Origin of the sequence: Pseudomonas sp. Xaverov 83, from assembly GCF_019352905.1 — a bacterium.
Classification (GTDB): Bacteria; Pseudomonadota; Gammaproteobacteria; order Pseudomonadales; family Pseudomonadaceae; genus Aquipseudomonas; species Aquipseudomonas yamanorum.
The window spans coordinates 1-18,626 of record NZ_JAAAFU010000011.1 but is presented as its reverse complement, the minus strand read 5'-3'; the positions used below and the strand labels follow the sequence as shown (position 1 = coordinate 18,626).

Sequence of the window (18,626 nt, the reverse complement as noted above, 5' to 3'; positions counted from 1 at the left end):
CCCACCGCTATCGCAGGCAAGCCAGCTCCCACAGTTGACCGAGTTGCTCACACAAATACCTTATGACTGGAAATCCACGATGAAAAAAACATTGCTCAGCCACCCAGTCAAAGCACTGGCCCTCGCCCTCGGACTCTTCAGCTCGGCGGTGTTTGCCGCTGACGCACCGTTGAAGGTCGGCACCACTGCCGCCTTCGCGATTCCCCTGGAAGCCGCCGTCGAAGAGGCCGGCAAACAGGGTTTGAAAGTCGAACTGGTGGAGTTCACCGACTGGATTGCACCCAACGTCAGCCTGGCAGCGGGCGATATCGACGTGAACTACTTCCAGCACATCCCGTTCCTGGAAAACGCCAAGGCCGCCGCCGGGTTTGACCTGGTGCCGTTCGCGCCGGGGATCATCAACAACGTCGGGCTGTATTCGAAGAAGTACAAAAGCATCAATGACCTGCCCCAGGGCGCCAGCGTGGCGATTGCCAACGACCCGATCAACAGCGGTCGCGGCCTGCAACTGCTGGCCAAGGCCGGCTTGATCACCCTCAAGCCGGGCGTGGGCTACAAGGCCACTGAAGAAGACATCGTCACCAACCCGAAGAAGATCAAGATCCTGCAAGTGGAAGCCGTGCAACTGGTGCGCGCCTATGACGACGCCGACCTGGTGCAGGGCTACCCGGCGTATATCCGCCTGTCCAAGACCTTCGATGCCGAGTCGGCGCTGCTGTTCGACGGCCTCGACCACCCGGAATACGTGATCCAGTTCGTGGTACAGCCCAAGAGCAAAACCGACCCGCGTGTGATCAAGTTCGTCGACATCTACCAGCACTCGCCGGTGGTGCGCGCCGCGTTGGATAAATCCCTTGGCAAGCTCTACCAAGTGGGCTGGGAAGATAAAAAATGACCGCCGCCCACTCTCAACTGCGCGACCTGGGCTTGCCACCCAGGGACGCCGAGCAGACAGAACTGCACCCTGACCTGAACCGCGCGCACGTGCGCTTTATCAACCTGGGCAAGACCTATGACGGCCAATCCGTGCCCGCCCTGCAAGGCATCGACCTGGCGATCCAGCGCGGCGAAGTCTTCGGCATCATCGGCCGCAGCGGCGCTGGCAAGTCGTCGCTGATCCGCACCATCAACCGCTTGGAACAACCGAGCAGCGGCCGGGTATTGATTGACCAGGTCGACATCGGCGACTTCGACGAAGACCGCCTGGTAGCCCTGCGCCGGCGCATCGGCATGATCTTCCAGCACTTCAACCTGATGTCGGCCAAGACCGTGTGGCAGAACGTCGAACTGCCGCTGAGAGTCGCGGGTGTGCCCAGGGAACAGCGCGAGAAGAAGGTTCGTGAACTGCTGGAATTGGTCGGCTTGCAGGATAAGCACAAGGCTTACCCGGCGCAGCTGTCCGGCGGGCAAAAACAGCGGGTGGGCATCGCCCGTTCGCTGGTGCATGACCCACAGATTCTGTTGTGCGATGAAGCCACTTCGGCGCTCGACCCGGAGACCACCCAATCCATCCTCGGCCTGCTGCGGGAGATCAACAAACGCCTGGGCCTGACCATCGTGTTGATCACCCACGAAATGGCCGTGATTCGCGAAATCTGCGACCGCGTCGTGGTGCTGGAACACGGCCACGTGGTCGAGCAAGGCCCGGTGTGGGAAGTGTTTGGCAACCCGCAGCACGACGTCAGCAAAACCCTGCTGGCGCCGCTGCAACACGGCTTGCCTGAAGAGTTGCAAAGCCGCTTGCAGGCCAATCCGGCATCCAAGGACGCTGCCGTGGTGCTGCGCTTGCAACTGACCGGGAGTGCCGAAGACGAACCAGACCTGGCGGCATTGTTCAGCGCCCTCGGCGGGCGCGTGCGTTTGCTGCAAGGCGGCGTGGAGCGTATCCAGGGGCATGCCTTGGGGCAATTGCTGCTGGCGGTGAGCGGCTCGGCCCTGACCGCCGAAGAACTGCGCGCCCGCGCCGGGCGCTGGGCACAACAGGTGGAGGTGCTGGGCTATGTGGTTTGATCGTTTATTGCAGGGCGCCATCGACACGCTGTTGATGGTCGGCGTGTCGTCGCTGATCGCGCTGCTGGTGGGGATTCCGCTGGCGGTGTTCCTGGTGACCAGCGACAAGGGCGGCATCTATCAGGCACCAGCGTTGAACCGGGTGCTGGGGGCGTTCGTTAACCTGTTCCGCTCGATTCCATTTTTGATTCTGATGGTGGCGCTGATCCCGTTCACCCGGCTGATCGTCGGCACCACCTATGGCGTATGGGCGGCGGTGGTGCCGTTGACGATCGCAGCCACGCCGTTCTTTGCGCGGATCGCCGAAGTCAGCTTGCGCGAAGTCGATCACGGCTTGATCGAGGCGGCCCAAGCCATGGGTTGCCGGCGCTGGCATATCGTCTGGCATGTGCTGCTGCCGGAGGCGCTGCCGGGGATTGTCGGCGGGTTCACGATTACCCTGGTGACGATGATCAACTCCTCGGCCATGGCCGGGGCAATTGGCGCCGGCGGGCTGGGGGATATTGCCTATCGCTATGGCTATCAGCGTTTTGACACGCAGATCATGCTCACCGTGATTGTGCTTCTGGTGATCCTGGTAGCCGTGATTCAGTTGGGCGGCGATCGGTTGGCCAGGGTTCTGAACAAGAGGTGAGGTATAGTCGGGCCATCTCAGCGCCCGGTATTGCCCGCCATGAAACTCGCCCCCGACGACCTCGACCAGATCACCGCCACCACTCTCGGCCACTACAACAAAGTGGCCGAGGATTTCCGTGAAGGCACCCGCGATCACGATGTGAGCCAGAACATTGATGCGCTGCTGCGGCATATCCAGGGCGACGCGCCGTTTACCGTACTGGATTTTGGCTGCGGGCCGGGGCGGGATTTGCAGACGTTTACGCGCATGGGCCATATCGCGGTGGGGCTCGATGGTTCGGTGCGCTTTGCACAGATGGCCCGGGAAGACAGCGGCTGTGAAGTGCTGCAGCAGGACTTCCTGAAGCTGGATTTGCCCGCCAGACGTTTTGACGGGATCTTCGCCAACGCGGTGCTGTTTCATATTCCCAAGCAGGAGCTGCCGCGCATTCTTGGGCAGTTGCATGGGGCGTTGAAGGTCGGTGGGGTGTTGTTCAGCTCAAACCCTCGGGGTGAAAACCAGGAGGGTTGGAATGGGCCGCGGTATGGCTCGTATCACGACTTGCAGGCCTGGCAGGAACTGCTGACGGCGGCGGGATTTGTGGAGTTGGAGCATTACTACCGACCTGCCGGGCTGCCTCGGGAACAGCAGCCGTGGCTGGCGAGTGTGTGGAAGAAAGTTTAGAGCTGCATTGCCTGAAACAGCCTCATCGCAGGCAAGCCAGCTCCCACCCTTGATCGGTGCAAGCCCTGACAACCCGGTCAAATGTGGGAGCTGGCTTGCCTGCGATGGACTCACGGCCGCCACTAATCCACCTGATACACCACGGCCTGCGCGCCAGGCACGAAAGCCGTAATACTGCGTTCAGCAAAATTCGCCACCAACCGCGTCCCATCGGCAAAGGTGGTCTGCTGCACCTGCTTATCTTCCGTCAGCCAACGAAAATCCGTCATCGCCTGAGTCGCCAACCGCTCATGCAGCGGCCGAAAGAACGCATCCTGGCGCTGAATCACTGGCAAGCGCTGCTTCACCGTCGCCGCACTCAGGTGATACAGCGGCGGCACGTTGTAGAGCAATTGCGTCAGCTCGTTCTCGGCCCGCACGTTGCTCAGTTTCAGGCTGTCGAACAGCCAATGATGGGTGGTAATCACCGAGCCATGGAACACCGCCTGATACAGCGGCAGGCGCATCGTCGGGTCAAAGTAGACCGTGCGAAACGGCTCCTTCAACGGTACGGATTTAAAGAACACCGCCGGCTGCTCTGGTGGATACCAAGCCCCGACGTAGTACGGCGACTGCTTGTCCTGGGTCATCTCCCGATCACCCCAGCCCAGCACCGGCGTTTGCATGCCGTGGGCAAACAGGATGCCTCGGGCGGTGATCGCGTTGCCGTCCTCGGAACCTGCCGGCAACTTGAGCGCGGTATTGATCCAGCGGGCTGCGTCGATATTGCCTTCGGCGTTTTGTGCCTGGGTCATGCTCGCACCCGTGCGATAGCTGTCGAACAACATGCTGGTGGCATAGGCGTCGAGGAACCAGGCGTTGAACCCGGACTTGGCCTGCACCGCCTTGATCCGCGCCTCCAGCAGCGGACGCACGCAGCGCGGGTCGGTGTAGTGGCCGGACTTCTGGAAGCCTGTCTTCAACTGGCCGCCCTTCAACACGATCGCGCACTCGCCATAGGCCTTGCTGCCCAGGTGCGCGGTGGTCCAGTCGGGGTTTTCAGTGGCAGACAGTGCCGTTTCATAAGAGTCGTAGGGCGCCATCAAGTAACCGGCGTCGACCCCGGCCTTCACCGCTTCAGGATGCCAGAGCCCACCTTCCCAGCCTTCGCCCTGAGTCACCAGCAGGCGCTTGAGACCGGCGTCTTTCAAAGCGTTGGTGACCGATAGGGTGTTGCCCCAGGTCTCGGGCGTTGTGCTCAAGGCACCGGCAAAGGCCACGGCCAACTCACGACGCAGCGCACCATAACCGTCAGCGAGTTGGGTCATATTCGGCTCGGTGGAGGGCTGCCAACCCTGCCGGGCCTTTGTGCTGATCGCCGCATTCAGGCCGCGCAGCAGGACAGCCTGCTCATACGGTTGCTTGACCTGTCGAACCTGCGCAGCCTCTTTGTCCAGCAAGCCATTCAACTCCGCCGCCAGGCCTTTGCCACTGCGCAGCAGTTTGAGCAACTGCGGCCAATCACGCACATCACCCAGGCTCAGCAGGTCATTGCCCCACAGGTAGATATGGCTGGCGCCCAGCAGCTTTTCCGCTTCCGGGGTTTGCCGCAACTTGTCTTCCAATGGTTCAAAAAGCCCCTGCTCCACCAGCCATTGGTGATAGCGCTTGGCGCCGGCCAGCGGGTCGCTTTCGCCCAGGTGCAACAGCACGGTCATCGGCGCGGCGGGGTCCAGCGTGGTGAATTCATGGAACGCGGACATCGCCAGCCCTTTACCGTCGGCCTGCCAGTGCAAACGGTTGTTGTAAGGATTAGTCATCAGCCAGTTGAGGGTGAACGCGCCGTGGTCCACGCCCCACAACGGCAAACTGAGGTCCTGGGTGGTGTTGACGTCGCCCTGCTCCAGCAGGAAGTCCTGCCATACCGCATTGCCCGCCGGCACATAATGCCCTTCGGCCAGTGGCCAGATCAGGCCCTTGCCCATGGCGCTGGCGGGTTGGCGCAGGATCGCCAGCTCACCGGCATCACGGGCGGTAATCGTCAGGGCAAGATCCCGTTGATCGAGGGTGGCGCTCAAGCGATAGGCGCCATCGTCCCATTGCCAACTGGCCTGACGGGCGTTTTGGGAGAGCTGGTTGACCCTGTGCGCAAGGACTCCGCTTGAAGCCTGCACGGCGGTCTTGTCGCTGGGGATAACGTGGATCGCAAGGGTCGCCGGATCGATCTCAACCCGCCACAGGGCGTTCTCCAGCACCGTGCCGGCAAGGGCCACGGGCGACAGCAACAAGCTACAAACCAGCAGAAAACAACGCATGGGCAGGCCTTGGCAAAAGGATCAGGCCCGGAGGGTAAAACAATTGATCGGGTGCGAAGGGCAAAAAAATGTTTCAGGGAACATTCCCACGTCCGTGTAGGAATGTCATCGCAGTGGCTGTCAGGCGTTTTCTTTCTTCGGCTCGCGAATCTTGTACCAGGCCACATACAGCGCCGGCAGGAACAGCAGCGTCAGCAAGGTCGCGATGATGATCCCACCGATCATCGCGTAGGCCATCGGCCCCCAGAACACTTCCCGGGCAATCGGGATCATGCCCAGGCTGGCCGCTGCCGCCGTCAACAGGATCGGCCGGCGCCGGTGTTCGGTGGCTTCCACCACCGCGTCCCACGGCGTGTAGCCGTCGCGCTCGTAGGCGTCGATCTGCGTCACCAGGATCACCGAGTTACGGATGATGATGCCGATCAACGCGAGGATCCCGAGGATCGCCACAAAGCCCATGGGCGTGCCCGTGGGAATCAGCGCCAACACCACGCCAATCAGCCCCAGCGGCGCGACGCTGGCCACCAGGAACATCTTCTGCACGCTGTGCAACTGAATCATCAGGAAGGTCGCCATCAAGAACAGCATCAGCGGCACCACCCTGGCAATCGGGCCCTGGGCCTTGCCGCTTTCTTCCACGGTGCCGCCGGTGGCGACCTTGTAGCCCACCGGTAACGCGGCGCTGAACTTGTCGATTTCCGGCTTGAGCTGTTTCACCAGGTCGGTCGGCTGCATGTCGTCGCGCACCGCCGCCTTGATGGTGATGGTCGGCTTGCGGTCGCGACGCCACACCAACGGCTGTTCAAGCTCATAGCGCACGGTGGCGAACGCCAGCAGCGGAATCGAGGTGCCGTTGGGCGTGACGATCTGCAGGTTCTGCAACGTCTCCGGCGTACCGCGCTCGGCATCTTCGGCGCGGCCGACCACATTGATCAGGTAGATATCGTCATGCACTTGGGTCACCGACGCACCGCTGACCACGCTGTTCATCAACTGCGCCACGTCTTCCGACGACAGCCCCAATTGCCGTGCCTTGTCCTGGGCGATATCCACCCGCAGGACTTTGCCGGGCTCGTTCCAGTCGTAGATGATTTCGCCCATGTGGGTATTTTTATCGAGCATCGTCGCCAGCTCGATCGCGTGTTTGCGCACTTGGTCGATGTCCTTGCCAGATACCCGGTACTGGATCGGACGCCCCACCGGCGGCCCCATTTCCAGCGGCTGCACGAAGCTGCCCACGCCGACAAAGTCTTCCCGCAGGCGTTTTTGCAGGCGCGCAATCAACGCGCCGCGCTCTTCCAGGCCCTTGCTGACGATCACCAGTTGCGCGTAGTACGGGTTCTCCAATTGCTGGTCCAGCGGCAGGTAGAAACGGATCGCGCCCTGGCCGATATAGGTGCTCCAGCGGGCGATGTCCGGGTCGTCCTTGATGATCGCCTCAAGACGGTCGACGGCCTTGCGGGTCTCGTTGATCGAGGCGTTTTGCGGCAGGTTGAGGTCGACGAGAATTTCCGGACGGTCCGAGGACGGGAAAAACTGGTTCTGCACAAACTGCATGGAAAACACCGACGCCACAAACAGCAGCACCGTAATGCCAATGGCCCACCAGCGGTTGCGCATCGCCCACAGCATGCCGCCATTGAACGCCCGGCCCACACGGCCCGGCTCGGCGTTATGAGGTTTTACCTTGCTGCTGAGGATATGCACCCCAAGCACCGGTGCGAACAACACCGCGACCACCCACGACACCAGCATCGCCACGGCAATCACCGCGAACAAGGTGAAGGTGTACTCGCCCGCCGAACTGGCATTAAGGCCAATCGGCACAAAACCGGCAACGGTCACCAGCGTACCGGTCAACATCGGGAATGCCGTGGAGGTGTAGGCGAAGGTCGCCGCCTGCTCCTTGGTTTCGCCTTTTTCCAAGCGCGTGATCATCATCTCCACGGTGATCATCGCGTCGTCCACCAACAGGCCGAGGGCGATGATCAAGGCACCCAGCGACACCCGCTGCATGGTGATGCCGCTGTATTCCATGAACACGAACACCAGCGCCAACACCAATGGAATCGAGCACGCCACCACCAACCCCGCACGCACGCCGAGGCTGATAAAGCTCACCACCAGCACGATGATCACCGCCTCAAACAACGCGCTGGTAAAGCCGCCGACGGCCTCTTCCACCACTTCTGCCTGGTCGGAAACCTTGTGCACGCCCACACCCACCGGCAGGTCGGCGGTCAGCTCGTCCATGCGTTTGTGCAGGGCCTTGCCGAAATCCTGGATGTTGCCGCCCTTCTGCATGGCGATGGCCAAGCCGATGGCGGGCTTGCCATTGAAACGGAACATCGGCGTCGACGGGTCGACATAGCCGCGAGTGATTTCCGCCACGTCAGCCAGCCGATAGAAACGGTCATTGAGCCTCAGATTGACGTTGGCCAGGTCCTTCTCAGAGGCGAACTGCCCGGAGGTGCGCACCGAAATCCGCTCCGGCCCCGCCTCGATCACACCCGCCGGGGTCACCGCGTTCTGTGATTGCAGGCTCTGCACCACCTGGCGCTGATCAATCCCCAGGGCCGCGAGTTTGCGGGTGGAGAAATTCAGGTAAATCACTTCGTCCTGCTGGCCGATCATCTCGACTTTGCCCAGCCCCGGCACCGAACGAATCTCGGCGCGCGCTTGCTCGACGTAGTCGCGCAACTGGCGCATCGACAGGCCATCGGCGGTGAACGCATACACCGAACCGAACACGTCACCGAACTCGTCGTTGAACGCCGGCCCCTGCAAGCCTTGGGGGAAGCTGCCGCGGATGTCATCGATCTTCTTGCGGACCTGGTACCAGATCTCCGGGATCGCCTTGGCGCTGGTGGTGTCCTTGAGGAACACAAACACCGTGGACTCACCGGGTCGGGTGTAGCTTTTCACGTAGTCGAGGGAGTCCAGCTCTTCGAGTTTTTTCTCGATGCGGTCGGTGACCTGCTTCAGGGTCTCTTCCTGGGTCGCGCCTGGCCAACGGGTCTGGATCACCATGGTCTTGATGGTGAACGACGGGTCTTCCTCGCGGCCAAGGTTCATGTACGAGAACACGCCCATCAGCAGCGCGACGAACATCAGGTACCAGACGAAGGACTGATGCTTGAGGGCCCAGTCGGATAAGTTGAAGCTCCCTTTCATCGCGGGCTGTCCTCGTCGAATTTGACTTTTTGCCCCGGTTTCAGGCTGTTCACGCCGGCACTCACCACGCGCTCACCGGGCTTGACGCCGGCATTGAGCAAGGCGCTGTCGGCGTCACGGCTGACGATGGTGACGTCACGGGGTTGTACGGTCTGGCTTTGGGTGTCGATCACCCAGATGCGGGTCTTGCCGTCGGCTTCCTGCAGGGCAGTGAGGGGCAGCTCGATGCGTGGGACGATGGCTGAACTGAGGGTCACGCTGATAGCGGTGCCGAGGCGAAACGCGGATGGCGTTTCGGCCAGGGTCAGGCGGGCGCGACGAGTGCGGGTGGCGCTTTGGGCCTGGGGTTCGATCTCGCGCACGGTGGCAGTGGTGCTGACGGTGGGGTCCATCTGCCCGGCGACCAGGAACACCACATCCGGCGGCAGACGCTCGGCGAGGCCGGCAGGCAAATCAATGACGGCTTCCTTGATGTCCGGTCGCGCCAGGGTCACCACTTGCTGCCCGGCGCTGACCACTTGGCCGGCCTCGGCATTCCAGGCGGTGACGATGCCCGCGTGGTCGGTGCGCAGTTCGGCGTAGTTGAGCTGATCCTTGGCCTGATTGACCGAGGCCTTGGCTTGGTCGAGGGAGGCCTGGGTGGTTTTCAGGTCGGTCTGGGCCACATCCAGTTGGGCCTGGGCGCCAACGCCGCGGTTGAACAGTTCCTGCTGGCGACGGGCATTGGCCTGGGCGTTGATCCACTGCGCCTGGACCCTGGCCAGGTCGCCCTGGGCAGCGCGCAACTGGTTCTGTTGGTCGGTGGGGTCGAGCACGGCGAGCAACGCGCCCTGCTCCACTTCAGCGCCCACGTCGACGGCTCGGCGGGCAATGCGGCCTGGCACGCGGAACCCCAGGTTACTTTCATAACGGGCCTGGATCGTTCCGGCGAAGCGGCCAAGGTTTTCCTGGTCTTCGGATTTCACTTCAATCGACAGCACCGGGCGCACCGGCTCCGGCGCCGGTTCTTCCTTGGAGCACGCCACCAACAACAGGCTGGCGGCGAGCACACACGTCAGCCGCTTCATGGCTGCACTCCTTGGGCCTGGGCCTGATCCGGCGGCTGGGCGATTTCCACGATCATGCCGGGATGCAACAGTTGCCCGCCGGCCACCACGACTTTTTCGCCGCCCTTGAGGCCGTCGCTGATGATGACCTTGCCGGTCAGATAGCGCGCGACCGTGACCTTGTGCAGTTGCGCCTTGCCGTCAGCGTCCACCAACCATACCGCTGGTTCGCTGATGTCTTTGGTCAATGCGGCCCACGGCAATTCAATGCTGGCCTTGGCCGGCCCGTTGGCGGTGGCGCTGACCACCGAGCCCAGTTGCATGCCCTTGGGCAACGCGTCGAGGGCGATTTTGACTTGCACCGTGCCGGTATTCGCAGCCACGGCCGGGGTAACTTCGCGGACCTTGCCCACGGCGGTAATCTGCGGATTTTCCAACAGGCTGACGGTAATCGGTTTGTCCGGCGGCGGCTCCACCAGCAGCGACTCATAGACGTTGAACACCGCATCGCGCTCACCGTCCCGAGCCAGGCTGAAAATCGGCACCGTGGCCTGCACCACCTGGCCCACCTCGGCCTGGCGCGCGGTGATGATGCCCGGCGCGTCGGCGACCAGCGAGGTGTAGCCCAACTGCTCGCGGGCATTGGCCAACTGCGCCTGGGCGGCGGTCAGCGCGCTCTGGCTGCTGCGCAACGCGGCCTGGGCGGAGTCGTATTCGCTGCGGCTGGTGTAGCCCTTGGGCAGGAGTTTTTCCTGGCGCACAAACGCGGCGGCGGTCTGTTTGACCCGCGCCTGCTCCGCGACCACCTGGGCCTGGGCGGAATCGACATTGGTCTGCAAATCTTTCGGATCGAGCTTGGCCAGCACCTGCTTGGCGCTGACGCGGTCACCGACATCCACCATGCGCTGGATGATCTTGCCGCCGACGCGGAACGACAGATCGGTCTGCACCCGGGCCTGGATATCACCGGTCAAGGTCACGGCGGCGGCAAAGTCGGTGGACTTCACCGTCTGCACAAACACCCGGGAATGTTCCTTGGGCTCGGTTTTTTCCTGGCCGCAACCGCTCAGCAGCGCCAGCAGGCCAAGGCCGAGGATAATAAATGTGGAGTTGGGACCGCCCATGCAGGCTCCTTTTGCGTGATGCCGCCGTGCCAGTGTCTATGCGACTGTGAGCTTAGAACAGGGTTCCTTATCTGCATGGAGAATCCCATACTCCAATGGTTCCCAAAGCGATAATTTTTCTCATGCTCAAAACCCTCGCGGTGGCCAATTACCGCTCGATCAACAAATTGGTGGTGCCACTGGATCGGCTGAACCTGATCACCGGCCCCAACGGCAGCGGTAAATCCAACCTGTACCGCGCCCTGCGGCTGCTGGCGGAGACGGCACAGGGCGGTGTGATCAATGCACTGGCCCGCGAGGGTGGGCTGGATTCGACCTTCTGGGCCGGGCCGGAAAACATCAGCCGGCGCATGCTGAGTGGTGAAGTCGCGGTGGAACCCATCGTGCGCCAGGGCGCCAAGCATTTGCGCCTGGGGTTCGCCGGAGAAGATTTCAGCTATGCGATTTCCCTGGGGTTGCCGGAGCCGGGCGAGTCCTACTTTTCCCTGGACCCCGAGATCAAGAAAGAATGCATCTGGGCCGGCCACGTGTACCGCCCAGCGAGCCTGCTGGTACAGCGCTCCGGCCCGATGGTGCGCGCTCGCGAAGGCCGGGCCTGGGATGTACTGGCCCAGCACACGCCGAACTACCACAGCCTGTTCGATCAGGTCGGCAGCCTGCGGGGTTCGCCGGAAGTGTTGCTGCTGCGTGAAAGCATTCGCGGCTGGCGCTTTTATGACCACTTTCGCAGCGACGTCGACGCCCCGGTGCGCCAACCTCAACTGGGCACGCGTACGCCGGTGCTGCATCACGATGGTCGGGATCTGGCGGCGGCGTTGCAGACCATTCGCGAGATTGGCGATCCGGACGCCTTGCAGCGGGCAATCAGCGACGCGTTTCCCGGCGCGCGGTTGAATATCGAGCCGTTGCAGGGCGGCCGTTTTGCCATTGAGTTTTATCAGGAGGGGTTGCTGCGCCCGTTGTCGGCAGCGGAGCTGTCGGACGGGACCTTGCGCTATTTGCTGCTGGTGGCGGCGCTGCTGACGCCGAGGCCACCGACGATGATGGTACTGAACGAACCGGAAACCAGTTTGCATCCGGACCTGCTGCCGGCATTGGCGCGGCTGATCATCCAGGTGTCGCAGCAGTGCCAGGTGTGGGTGGTGTCCCACGCCAGCCGCTTGATTGCGGCGTTGCAGCAGGATGAAGGGTGTAATTCGATCGTGCTGGAAAAGGTGATGGGGCAGACGCAGGTGGTGGGGCAGCGGGTGCTGGATGAGCCGGCGTGGCATTGGCCCAGCTGATGATCGTTCCCACGCTCTGCGTGGGAATGCATAACGGGACGCTCCGCGTCCCAACAGCAGACGCGGAGCGTCCAAGGCGGCATTCCCACGCGGAGCGTGGGAACGATCACTGACGGGTCAGCCCTGCCACTTCCCGCCTTCAACAATCACACTCTCAGGCTTGGTGTCATCGCTCAGTTCCTTGCGAACATACTGATCATACAGCTTGAGCAGATACTTCTCCTCGCCCAACTTGGCCAGCTCGGCATTCACCCAATCCCGCAGTTCGATGTTGCCCTTCTTCACCGCCGGCGCAATCGGCGCTTCATCCCCCAGTTTCTGCTCCAGCACACGGTAGCCCGGGTTCTGCTTGGCCCAACTGAACAGCACCAGGTTGTCCTGGGCATAGGCATCACCACGGCCAGCCGACAGCGCTTGCAGCGACTCGGAGTTTTTCTCGAACTTCAGCAGTTTCCAGTCCGGGTGGTTCTTGGTCAGCCAGATATCCGCGGTTGTGCCGGTGGTGACGATGGTGGTGCGGGTTGCCAGGTCGTCCAGGCTTTTCACCGGGCTGCCGTTGGCCACCAGTGCCTGCACTGCCACTTTCAGGTTCGGGTTGGTGAAGTCCACCGCTTCCTTGCGCTCAGGCGTCACAGTCATGTTGGCGAGGATCAGGTCGACCTTGTCGCTTTGCAGAAACGGGATGCGGCTCGCCGGCTCCACGGCAACGAATTCAACCTTGCTCTCGTCGCCCAGCAGGTCCTTGGCGAAGCGGCGGCCGATGTCGGTATCGAAGCCGACGTAGCGACCGGACTCATCCACAAAACCAAATGGCGGCTTGTCGGTAAACACGCCGACAATCAGCTTGTCCCGCGCCTTGATCTTATCGATGTAGCTCACCGCCGCCGGTGCCGGGGTGGCCGCAGCGGCCGTCTTGGCGGGCTCTTCGGATTTGTTGCAGCCGGCCAGCAGAGCGAGGCCGAACAGGGGGAATAACAACTTGGCAGTTTTCATAGCAGCTCCAATTCCTTGGTTCTTTTGGGCAGTGTTGAAACGAAGGAGAACTTCTCCAGGAACTGCTGCGCGCGTGCGGTTTGCGGGTTCGTAAAGAATGCCTCGGGGGTGTTTTGTTCGAGGATGCGGCCGGCCTCCATGAACACCACGCGGTCGGCGACGGCGCGGGCGAAGGCCATTTCATGGGTGACGATCAGCAGGGTCATGCCGTCCCGGGCCAGACCCTGGATCACTTCCAGTACTTCCTTGACCATTTCCGGGTCGAGGGCGGCGGTGACTTCGTCAAACAGCATGACCTGCGGGTTCATGCACAGCGAGCGGACGATGGCGATGCGTTGCTGCTGGCCGCCTGAAAGCTGGCGCGGATAGGCGTCACGCTTGTCCGAGAGACCCACCCGTTCCAGCAGCTTTTCGGCTTGAGCACGGGCCTCACGGGGTTCGCGTTTTTGCACTTTCAGCGGGCCGAGCAGGATGTTGTCGAGCACACTCATGTGCGGGAACAGGTGATAACTCTGGAACACCATGCCCACGTCCTGCCGCACCTGGCGCCAGTCGGTGGCCTTGTCCAGCAGCTCCTTGCCGGCAAAACGCAGGCTGCCGCTGTGGGCCACTTCCAGGCCATTGAGGCACCGCAGCAAGGTGCTTTTGCCGCAACCGCTGGGGCCGAGAATCACCACCACTTCGCCGCTTTGTACGCTCAGGTCGATGCCCTTGAGCACCTGCTGGTCGCCGAAGTATTTATTGAAACCCTGGAACTCGATCAATGCGCTCATGCTTGGGCCCAGCGCCGTTCCAGCACCTTGGAGGCGGCCGACAACGGGTAGCAGATAAAGAAGAAAAACAGGAACAGTGCGCCGTAGATCAACACTGACTCGTAGGTGCGCTCGATGATTTGCTGGCCAACCTTGATCACGTCCACCACGCCGATCAGCACCGCCAGGGAGCTGGTCTTGATGATGCGGGTGTAGACGTTGATGGTCGGCGGGGTCATGCGTTTCAGGGCCTGGGGCAGCAGCACGTAGCCGTACAGTTGCGGGTCCGACAGGCCAATCGACAGGCCGGCTTCACGCTGGCCGCGGGGCAACGAATGCAAGGCACCGCGCACCACTTCGCCGACTTCACTGGCGCCCCACAGCGACAACACCAGCACCGCGCACCAGAAGCTCGGAATGCTCAGGCCAAAGAAAATCGGCAGGCCGAAGAACAGCAGGTACAGCCACACCAACACCGGAATGGCGCGGAACAGCTCGAGGTAAATCCGCAGCACCAGGTTGATCGCTTTCGAATTCAGCGTGCGCAGCACGCCATACAACACGCCGCCGACGGTACTGAAGGCAATGCTCAGGAACGAGATCGACAGGGTTTGCGCAGCGCCCTTGCCCAGTTGCGGCAACGACACCCAGAGTAATTCAAGACCCGAACTGGCCATGCTGGAGCCTCCTTTCAAGGCGGCTGAGCAGCAGCGACAGCGGCAGGAATAACAGCACGCAGATCAACGTCAGCACCGCGAGCATTTCGTAGGTTTTGTAATAGAGGGCAATGTAGCTTTTGGTGGTGTAGAGAATTTCCGGAACCGCCACCGCCGACACGATGGTGGTTTCCTTGAGCAGGAAAATGAAGTTCGCAAACAGCGCCGGCAGGCTGAGGATCCCCGCCTGAGGCAGGATCACATGGCGCAGCAGCTGCCAGTGGGACAGGCCGATAGACTTGCCCGACTCGATCTGCGCCAACGGCACCGCCTCGACACCGGCGCGCAGCACTTCCGTGAGGTAGGCGCCGCCGAGAAAGGTCATGGTGATGATCGCCGCCCAGAACCCGGAAATGTTCAAGCCCAGGGCCGGCAACGCGAAGTAGACGAAAAACAGTTGGATCAGCAGCGGTGTGTTGCGCGCCAGCTCGACGTACAGCGCCACCAGGCGCCACACGTAGGGTGTGCGAAATACCAGCAGCGCAGCGTTGATCAGGGCCACCACTAACGAGGTGCCGATGGCGATCAGGCCGACTTGCAAGGTCACGCCCACGGCCTTGAGAAACGCTGGCAGCGTGCTGAGGATAAATGCGTAATCGAAGGTCATCTGAAATCCCTGACGCCGCAGGGGTAATGCGGCGTTGGTGCGGTCCGGGTCAGCGTGGGTAACGCTGAGTAGCGCCGACTTTAAAGGTATAAAAAGCAAAATTTAAATACCGAAATAGCATATTGATATCACCCAAATAGATAACCTGCGGATTCGCGGTACCGGCGGATGACAGCTACTGTTTCCGGGGAAGTAGGAAGGGTCTTTTTATCGGTGCTGCACTTCAGGGATAGGCAGCGCTTGGCCAGACTGACGGCCAACCAACAGACGAGGGAATGAGCGATGACAAAAGCAAAACCGATTGATCCGCAGGAGCTGGTGAAGTGGCTGGTGGCGTTGCGCAGGGCCATCAATAGCCGGAATCTCTGAGCTGACACGCTCCCACATTTCGATTGCATTCCAGCCATAAAAAACGCCGACGCTGTAGAAGCCGTCGGCGTTTAAACCTTGAAGGAGGTTTTGGGGCTCGATCAGAACGCCGGCACGACCGCACCGTTGTATTTCTTCTCGATGAAAGCTTTCACTTCAGGGCTGGTCAGGGCTTTGGCCAGCTTCTGGATCGCGTCGCTGTCCTTGTTGTCCGGGCGGGCAACCAGGAAGTTCACGTACGGCGACTTGGCGTCTTCGATGATCAGTGCGTCCTTGGCCGGGTTCAGGCCGGCTTCCAGGGCGTAGTTAGTGTTGATCAGGTCCAGGTCAACCTGGTCCAGAACCCGTGGCAGCAGCGCCGATTCCAGCTCTTTGAATTTAAGGTTTTTCGGGTTGCTGGCGATGTCTTTCGGCGTGGCCAGGGCGTTGGTCGGGTCTTTCAGGGTGATCACGCCAGCCTTTTGCAGCAGCAGCAGGGCACGGCCGGAGTTGCTGCCTTCGTTCGGGATGGCCACGGTGGCGCCATCTTTCAGCTCAGAGATGTTTTTGATCTTTTTCGAGTAACCACCGAAGGGTTCAACGTGCACACCGACCACGGTCACCAGGTTGGTGCCTTTACCCTTGTTGAAGTTTTCCAGGTACGGCAGGGTCTGGAAGTAGTTGGCGTCCAGACGCTTCTCGGCCACCTGCACGTTCGGCTGCACGTAGTCGGTGAAGACTTTGATTTCCAGGTCCACGCCTTCTTTGGCCAGGGTCGGCTTGACCAGCTCAAGGATCTCGGCGTGCGGGATCGGGGTAGCGGCTACCACCAGTTTCTCGTTGGCCTGGGCGAAGCTTGCAGTCAGGGCAGCCGCCAGTGCGGTAAACAACAGAACCTTTTTCATGCAGTGTCCTTATCGAAAATCCGGGTCGTCTGGGACGGCCGCTTTGTAGTTGAGTGCCAGCGAAGTGCTATCGCGGCGTGAAGCGGACAATACCGAGGTTTTTTATTCCAGAACAATACTTTTTATTCACTTTGATATTCCATTTTGTTCATACAGACGCCAACCCTTTCAATAGACGCCTCAACGCATCACGTTCGGCCTCGGTACCGCTGCTGAGGATCTGCCGCGCCTGGTGTTCGATCTGCGTCACCGACGGCAGCGGCAGGTTCAAATGCTCCGGCAAAATCTCGTCGCCACTGCTGACCAACAGGGCAAAGTGAATCACGTTCTCCAACTCCCGCGTGTTCCCCGGCCAGCTGTGATGCTCCAGCACGCGTTGGGCTTCGTCGCTGATCAGCGGCACCGGCAGGTCGAGGCGCTGGCTGTAGATGCCGAGGAAATATTCGGCCAGTGACAGGATATCGCCCACCCGCTCGCGCAGTGCCGGCAACTCCAACTGGCCTTCGCTGAGGTAATGGAACAGGCGCTCGTGAAACTTGCCGGCTGCCACGGCCTGAGCCAGGTCGATGCTGGTGGCCGCCACCAGCCGCACATCCACCGGACTTGGCTGATGAGCGCCAACGCGGGTCACTTCGTGGTTTTCCAGCGCCGCCAGCAACTTGACCTGGATCGGCAACGGCAGGTCGCCGATCTCATCCAGGTACAACGTGCCGCCGTTGGCCGAGCCAAACCAGCCGGCGCGGCTACTGGCTGCGCCGCTGTGGCTGCCTGCGGCGTAGCCGAACAGTTCGGCGTCGGCATAAGTCGGGCTGATGGCGCCGCAATTGACCGAGACAAACAAGCCGGTGCGGTCGCTGCCACGGTGGATATGCCGCGCGAGCAATTCCTTGCCGCTGCCGGTTTCGCCGCGGATCAACACGGGCAAGGCACGGGGGGCGAGATTTTCGAGGTCTTCGCGCAGTTGCCGCGAACGCGGGTCGACAAACACAAGGGCCTTGGCACGAATGCTCAGGGGGCTTTTTTCGGCGTCGGGGAAGGTCAGCAGGGGCTGACCGAAGGTTTCATGCAGGCTCATGGCAGACTCCCGCCCCATCCACGAAGGGGAAGGGGCGTTTAAAAAATTTTATGCACGGCGCCGGGAGTGATGTTCCAGGCGATTTTGCAGGCGATAGAGGTAGGCGAAACCCTGTTCCCAGCGTTGATGGCCGGACTTCACATTGATATGCCCGGCCCCCGCGAGAATTCCCGCTTCGGCGCCCCAGTTACGCGCCAGTTCCAGGGCGCGGGTGGCGCTTACGGCGCTGTCGTTGTCGGAGCTGACGACCTGGCTTGGGAACGGCAGCAGATGATTGGGGATTGGCGCGAAGTTACGCAGGGCGGGAGCGCAGGCAGGGCGTTCGACATCGGCCGGGGCCACCAGCAAGGCGCCGCGTACCTGACGTAGGAACTGCACCGGTGCGGTGGCGGCCCAATGGGCGACGGTGATGCAGCCCAGGCTATGGGCAATCAGAATCACCGGGGTGCTGTCGGCGGCGATGGCTTCGGCCAGTGCGGCCACCCAGTCTTCGCGGCGCGGGGTCAGCCAGTCGGCTTGCTCCACGCGTGCGCTGTTGGGCAGGCTGTTCTGCCAATGACTTTGCCAATGATCTTCTGGCGATCCTTGCCAGCCCGGCACGATCAGATAACGAATCGACTCGCTGTGCATGGGTGTGCCCTCCTGCAGCGTTTAACGTTGTGGGTCAGTATAGGCACGGGGTATATATTCGTTAAGGAATAAGAAGCTATTTATTAATAACCAAAATGTTTGTTTGAGGGTGGTTGGGGGGTTTAGGGGGTTGGGGGTACATATCCGTTTCTTCGGTTATGGCCGCTATTGGTTCCGCTCTTACAGCGGCTCACTTTTGAACAGCGCAAAAGTAAGCAAAACGCTCTTGCCCCACCACTCGGCACCTCGCTAATGCTCGGTGTGCCCTCACTCCGGCTTTGGACCGTGGGCCGCCGCGCTGGGCCATCCATGGCCCAGCGCGGCTAACCCGGCGTCCTGCCGGGTTACCCACGCTCCAAAGCCTGCGTT

16 protein-coding genes are annotated in these 18,626 nt (G+C 61.4%); 5 read left to right on the top strand and 11 right to left on the bottom strand.

The features are described from left to right. Window positions 1-79 precede the first annotated feature (79 nt). The 4 genes from K0H47_RS04530 to K0H47_RS04515 are packed head-to-tail and all read left to right on the top strand — an operon-like array spanning window position 80 to window position 3,310. Window positions 80-895 carry a MetQ/NlpA family ABC transporter substrate-binding protein gene (locus K0H47_RS04530; RefSeq protein ID WP_177071052.1) on the top strand — a complete coding sequence of 272 codons (816 nt, stop codon included), beginning with the start codon at window positions 80-82 and terminating at the stop codon, window positions 893-895. Beyond that, window positions 892-2,010 carry a methionine ABC transporter ATP-binding protein gene (locus K0H47_RS04525; RefSeq protein ID WP_177025814.1) on the top strand — a complete coding sequence of 373 codons (1,119 nt, stop codon included), beginning with the start codon at window positions 892-894 and terminating at the stop codon, window positions 2,008-2,010. The genes K0H47_RS04530 and K0H47_RS04525 overlap by 4 nt, the downstream gene beginning before the upstream one ends. After that, window positions 2,000-2,644, top strand: coding sequence for a methionine ABC transporter permease (locus K0H47_RS04520; protein WP_003211840.1), 645 nt, complete (start codon window positions 2,000-2,002; stop codon window positions 2,642-2,644). Before K0H47_RS04525 ends, K0H47_RS04520 begins: the two co-directional genes overlap by 11 nt. Before the next feature lie 39 nt (window positions 2,645-2,683). Continuing rightward, window positions 2,684-3,310, top strand: coding sequence for a bifunctional 2-polyprenyl-6-hydroxyphenol methylase/3-demethylubiquinol 3-O-methyltransferase UbiG (locus K0H47_RS04515; protein WP_219272066.1), 627 nt, complete (start codon window positions 2,684-2,686; stop codon window positions 3,308-3,310). A gap of 122 nt (window positions 3,311-3,432) precedes the next feature. Here K0H47_RS04515 and K0H47_RS04510 read toward each other — a convergent pair whose 3' ends face one another. From K0H47_RS04510 to K0H47_RS04495, 4 genes are all read right to left on the bottom strand, one after another. Beyond that, entirely contained in the window at window positions 3,433-5,604 is a 2,172-nt protein-coding gene (locus tag K0H47_RS04510; RefSeq protein WP_219272065.1) for a glycoside hydrolase, read from the bottom strand. Between the two features lie 120 nt (window positions 5,605-5,724). After that, on the bottom strand, window positions 5,725-8,778 hold the full coding sequence (locus tag K0H47_RS04505) for an efflux RND transporter permease subunit (RefSeq protein WP_063033606.1): 3,054 nt from the start codon (window positions 8,776-8,778) through the stop codon (window positions 5,725-5,727). Beyond that, on the bottom strand, window positions 8,775-9,845 hold the full coding sequence (locus K0H47_RS04500; RefSeq protein WP_219272063.1) for an efflux RND transporter periplasmic adaptor subunit: 1,071 nt from the start codon (window positions 9,843-9,845) through the stop codon (window positions 8,775-8,777). Before K0H47_RS04500 ends, K0H47_RS04505 begins: the two co-directional genes overlap by 4 nt. Further along, window positions 9,842-10,948, bottom strand: a complete 1,107-nt coding sequence (locus K0H47_RS04495) for an efflux RND transporter periplasmic adaptor subunit (protein ID WP_063033608.1) — start codon at window positions 10,946-10,948, stop codon at window positions 9,842-9,844. Before K0H47_RS04495 ends, K0H47_RS04500 begins: the two co-directional genes overlap by 4 nt. A 122-nt stretch (window positions 10,949-11,070) precedes the next feature. Here K0H47_RS04495 and K0H47_RS04490 point away from each other — a divergent pair, with 122 nt between their 5' ends. Beyond that, window positions 11,071-12,231: an AAA family ATPase gene (locus tag K0H47_RS04490; RefSeq protein WP_219272061.1), complete on the top strand. Its 1,161-nt coding sequence runs from the start codon at window positions 11,071-11,073 to the stop codon at window positions 12,229-12,231. A gap of 117 nt (window positions 12,232-12,348) precedes the next feature. Here the strand turns inward: K0H47_RS04490 and K0H47_RS04485 are convergent, their stop codons facing one another. From K0H47_RS04485 to K0H47_RS04455, 7 genes are all read right to left on the bottom strand, one after another. Further along, window positions 12,349-13,224, bottom strand: a complete 876-nt coding sequence (locus K0H47_RS04485; protein WP_219272059.1) for a transporter substrate-binding domain-containing protein — start codon at window positions 13,222-13,224, stop codon at window positions 12,349-12,351. Next, window positions 13,221-13,997 (bottom strand): amino acid ABC transporter ATP-binding protein, encoded by a 777-nt coding sequence (locus K0H47_RS04480; protein WP_219272056.1) that lies wholly within the window; start codon window positions 13,995-13,997, stop codon window positions 13,221-13,223. Before K0H47_RS04480 ends, K0H47_RS04485 begins: the two co-directional genes overlap by 4 nt. Then, the gene (locus K0H47_RS04475; RefSeq protein ID WP_063033610.1) at window positions 13,994-14,653 is read right to left on the bottom strand and encodes an amino acid ABC transporter permease; all 660 of its coding nucleotides are present in this window, start codon (window positions 14,651-14,653) and stop codon (window positions 13,994-13,996) included. The genes K0H47_RS04480 and K0H47_RS04475 overlap by 4 nt, the downstream gene beginning before the upstream one ends. Further along, entirely contained in the window at window positions 14,634-15,299 is a 666-nt protein-coding gene (locus tag K0H47_RS04470; protein ID WP_063033611.1) for an amino acid ABC transporter permease, read from the bottom strand. The genes K0H47_RS04475 and K0H47_RS04470 overlap by 20 nt, the downstream gene beginning before the upstream one ends. 470 nt (window positions 15,300-15,769) lie before the next feature. Further along, window positions 15,770-16,552: a MetQ/NlpA family ABC transporter substrate-binding protein gene (locus K0H47_RS04465; RefSeq protein ID WP_063033612.1), complete on the bottom strand. Its 783-nt coding sequence runs from the start codon at window positions 16,550-16,552 to the stop codon at window positions 15,770-15,772. A 148-nt stretch (window positions 16,553-16,700) separates the two neighbouring features. After that, window positions 16,701-17,627: a sigma 54-interacting transcriptional regulator gene (locus K0H47_RS04460; protein WP_093202957.1), complete on the bottom strand. Its 927-nt coding sequence runs from the start codon at window positions 17,625-17,627 to the stop codon at window positions 16,701-16,703. Between the two features lie 48 nt (window positions 17,628-17,675). Next, window positions 17,676-18,257, bottom strand: coding sequence for an alpha/beta hydrolase (locus tag K0H47_RS04455; RefSeq protein ID WP_063033614.1), 582 nt, complete (start codon window positions 18,255-18,257; stop codon window positions 17,676-17,678). Between the last annotated feature and the right edge of the window lie 369 nt (window positions 18,258-18,626).

What these genes read in the sequence shown, in the direction of transcription:
- K0H47_RS04530 (WP_177071052.1), top strand. Translation starts at nt 80, where the DNA reads ATGAAAAAAACATTGCTCAGCCACCCAGTCAAAGCACTGGCCCTCGCC.
- K0H47_RS04525 (WP_177025814.1), top strand. Translation starts at nt 892, where the DNA reads ATGACCGCCGCCCACTCTCAACTGCGCGACCTGGGCTTGCCACCCAGG.
- K0H47_RS04520 (WP_003211840.1), top strand. Translation starts at nt 2,000, where the DNA reads ATGTGGTTTGATCGTTTATTGCAGGGCGCCATCGACACGCTGTTGATG.
- K0H47_RS04515 (WP_219272066.1), top strand. Translation starts at nt 2,684, where the DNA reads ATGAAACTCGCCCCCGACGACCTCGACCAGATCACCGCCACCACTCTC.
- K0H47_RS04510 (WP_219272065.1), bottom strand. Translation starts at nt 5,604, where the DNA reads ATGCGTTGTTTTCTGCTGGTTTGTAGCTTGTTGCTGTCGCCCGTGGCC.
- K0H47_RS04505 (WP_063033606.1), bottom strand. Translation starts at nt 8,778, where the DNA reads ATGAAAGGGAGCTTCAACTTATCCGACTGGGCCCTCAAGCATCAGTCC.
- K0H47_RS04500 (WP_219272063.1), bottom strand. Translation starts at nt 9,845, where the DNA reads ATGAAGCGGCTGACGTGTGTGCTCGCCGCCAGCCTGTTGTTGGTGGCG.
- K0H47_RS04495 (WP_063033608.1), bottom strand. Translation starts at nt 10,948, where the DNA reads ATGGGCGGTCCCAACTCCACATTTATTATCCTCGGCCTTGGCCTGCTG.
- K0H47_RS04490 (WP_219272061.1), top strand. Translation starts at nt 11,071, where the DNA reads ATGCTCAAAACCCTCGCGGTGGCCAATTACCGCTCGATCAACAAATTG.
- K0H47_RS04485 (WP_219272059.1), bottom strand. Translation starts at nt 13,224, where the DNA reads ATGAAAACTGCCAAGTTGTTATTCCCCCTGTTCGGCCTCGCTCTGCTG.
- K0H47_RS04480 (WP_219272056.1), bottom strand. Translation starts at nt 13,997, where the DNA reads ATGAGCGCATTGATCGAGTTCCAGGGTTTCAATAAATACTTCGGCGAC.
- K0H47_RS04475 (WP_063033610.1), bottom strand. Translation starts at nt 14,653, where the DNA reads ATGGCCAGTTCGGGTCTTGAATTACTCTGGGTGTCGTTGCCGCAACTG.
- K0H47_RS04470 (WP_063033611.1), bottom strand. Translation starts at nt 15,299, where the DNA reads ATGACCTTCGATTACGCATTTATCCTCAGCACGCTGCCAGCGTTTCTC.
- K0H47_RS04465 (WP_063033612.1), bottom strand. Translation starts at nt 16,552, where the DNA reads ATGAAAAAGGTTCTGTTGTTTACCGCACTGGCGGCTGCCCTGACTGCA.
- K0H47_RS04460 (WP_093202957.1), bottom strand. Translation starts at nt 17,627, where the DNA reads ATGAGCCTGCATGAAACCTTCGGTCAGCCCCTGCTGACCTTCCCCGAC.
- K0H47_RS04455 (WP_063033614.1), bottom strand. Translation starts at nt 18,257, where the DNA reads ATGCACAGCGAGTCGATTCGTTATCTGATCGTGCCGGGCTGGCAAGGA.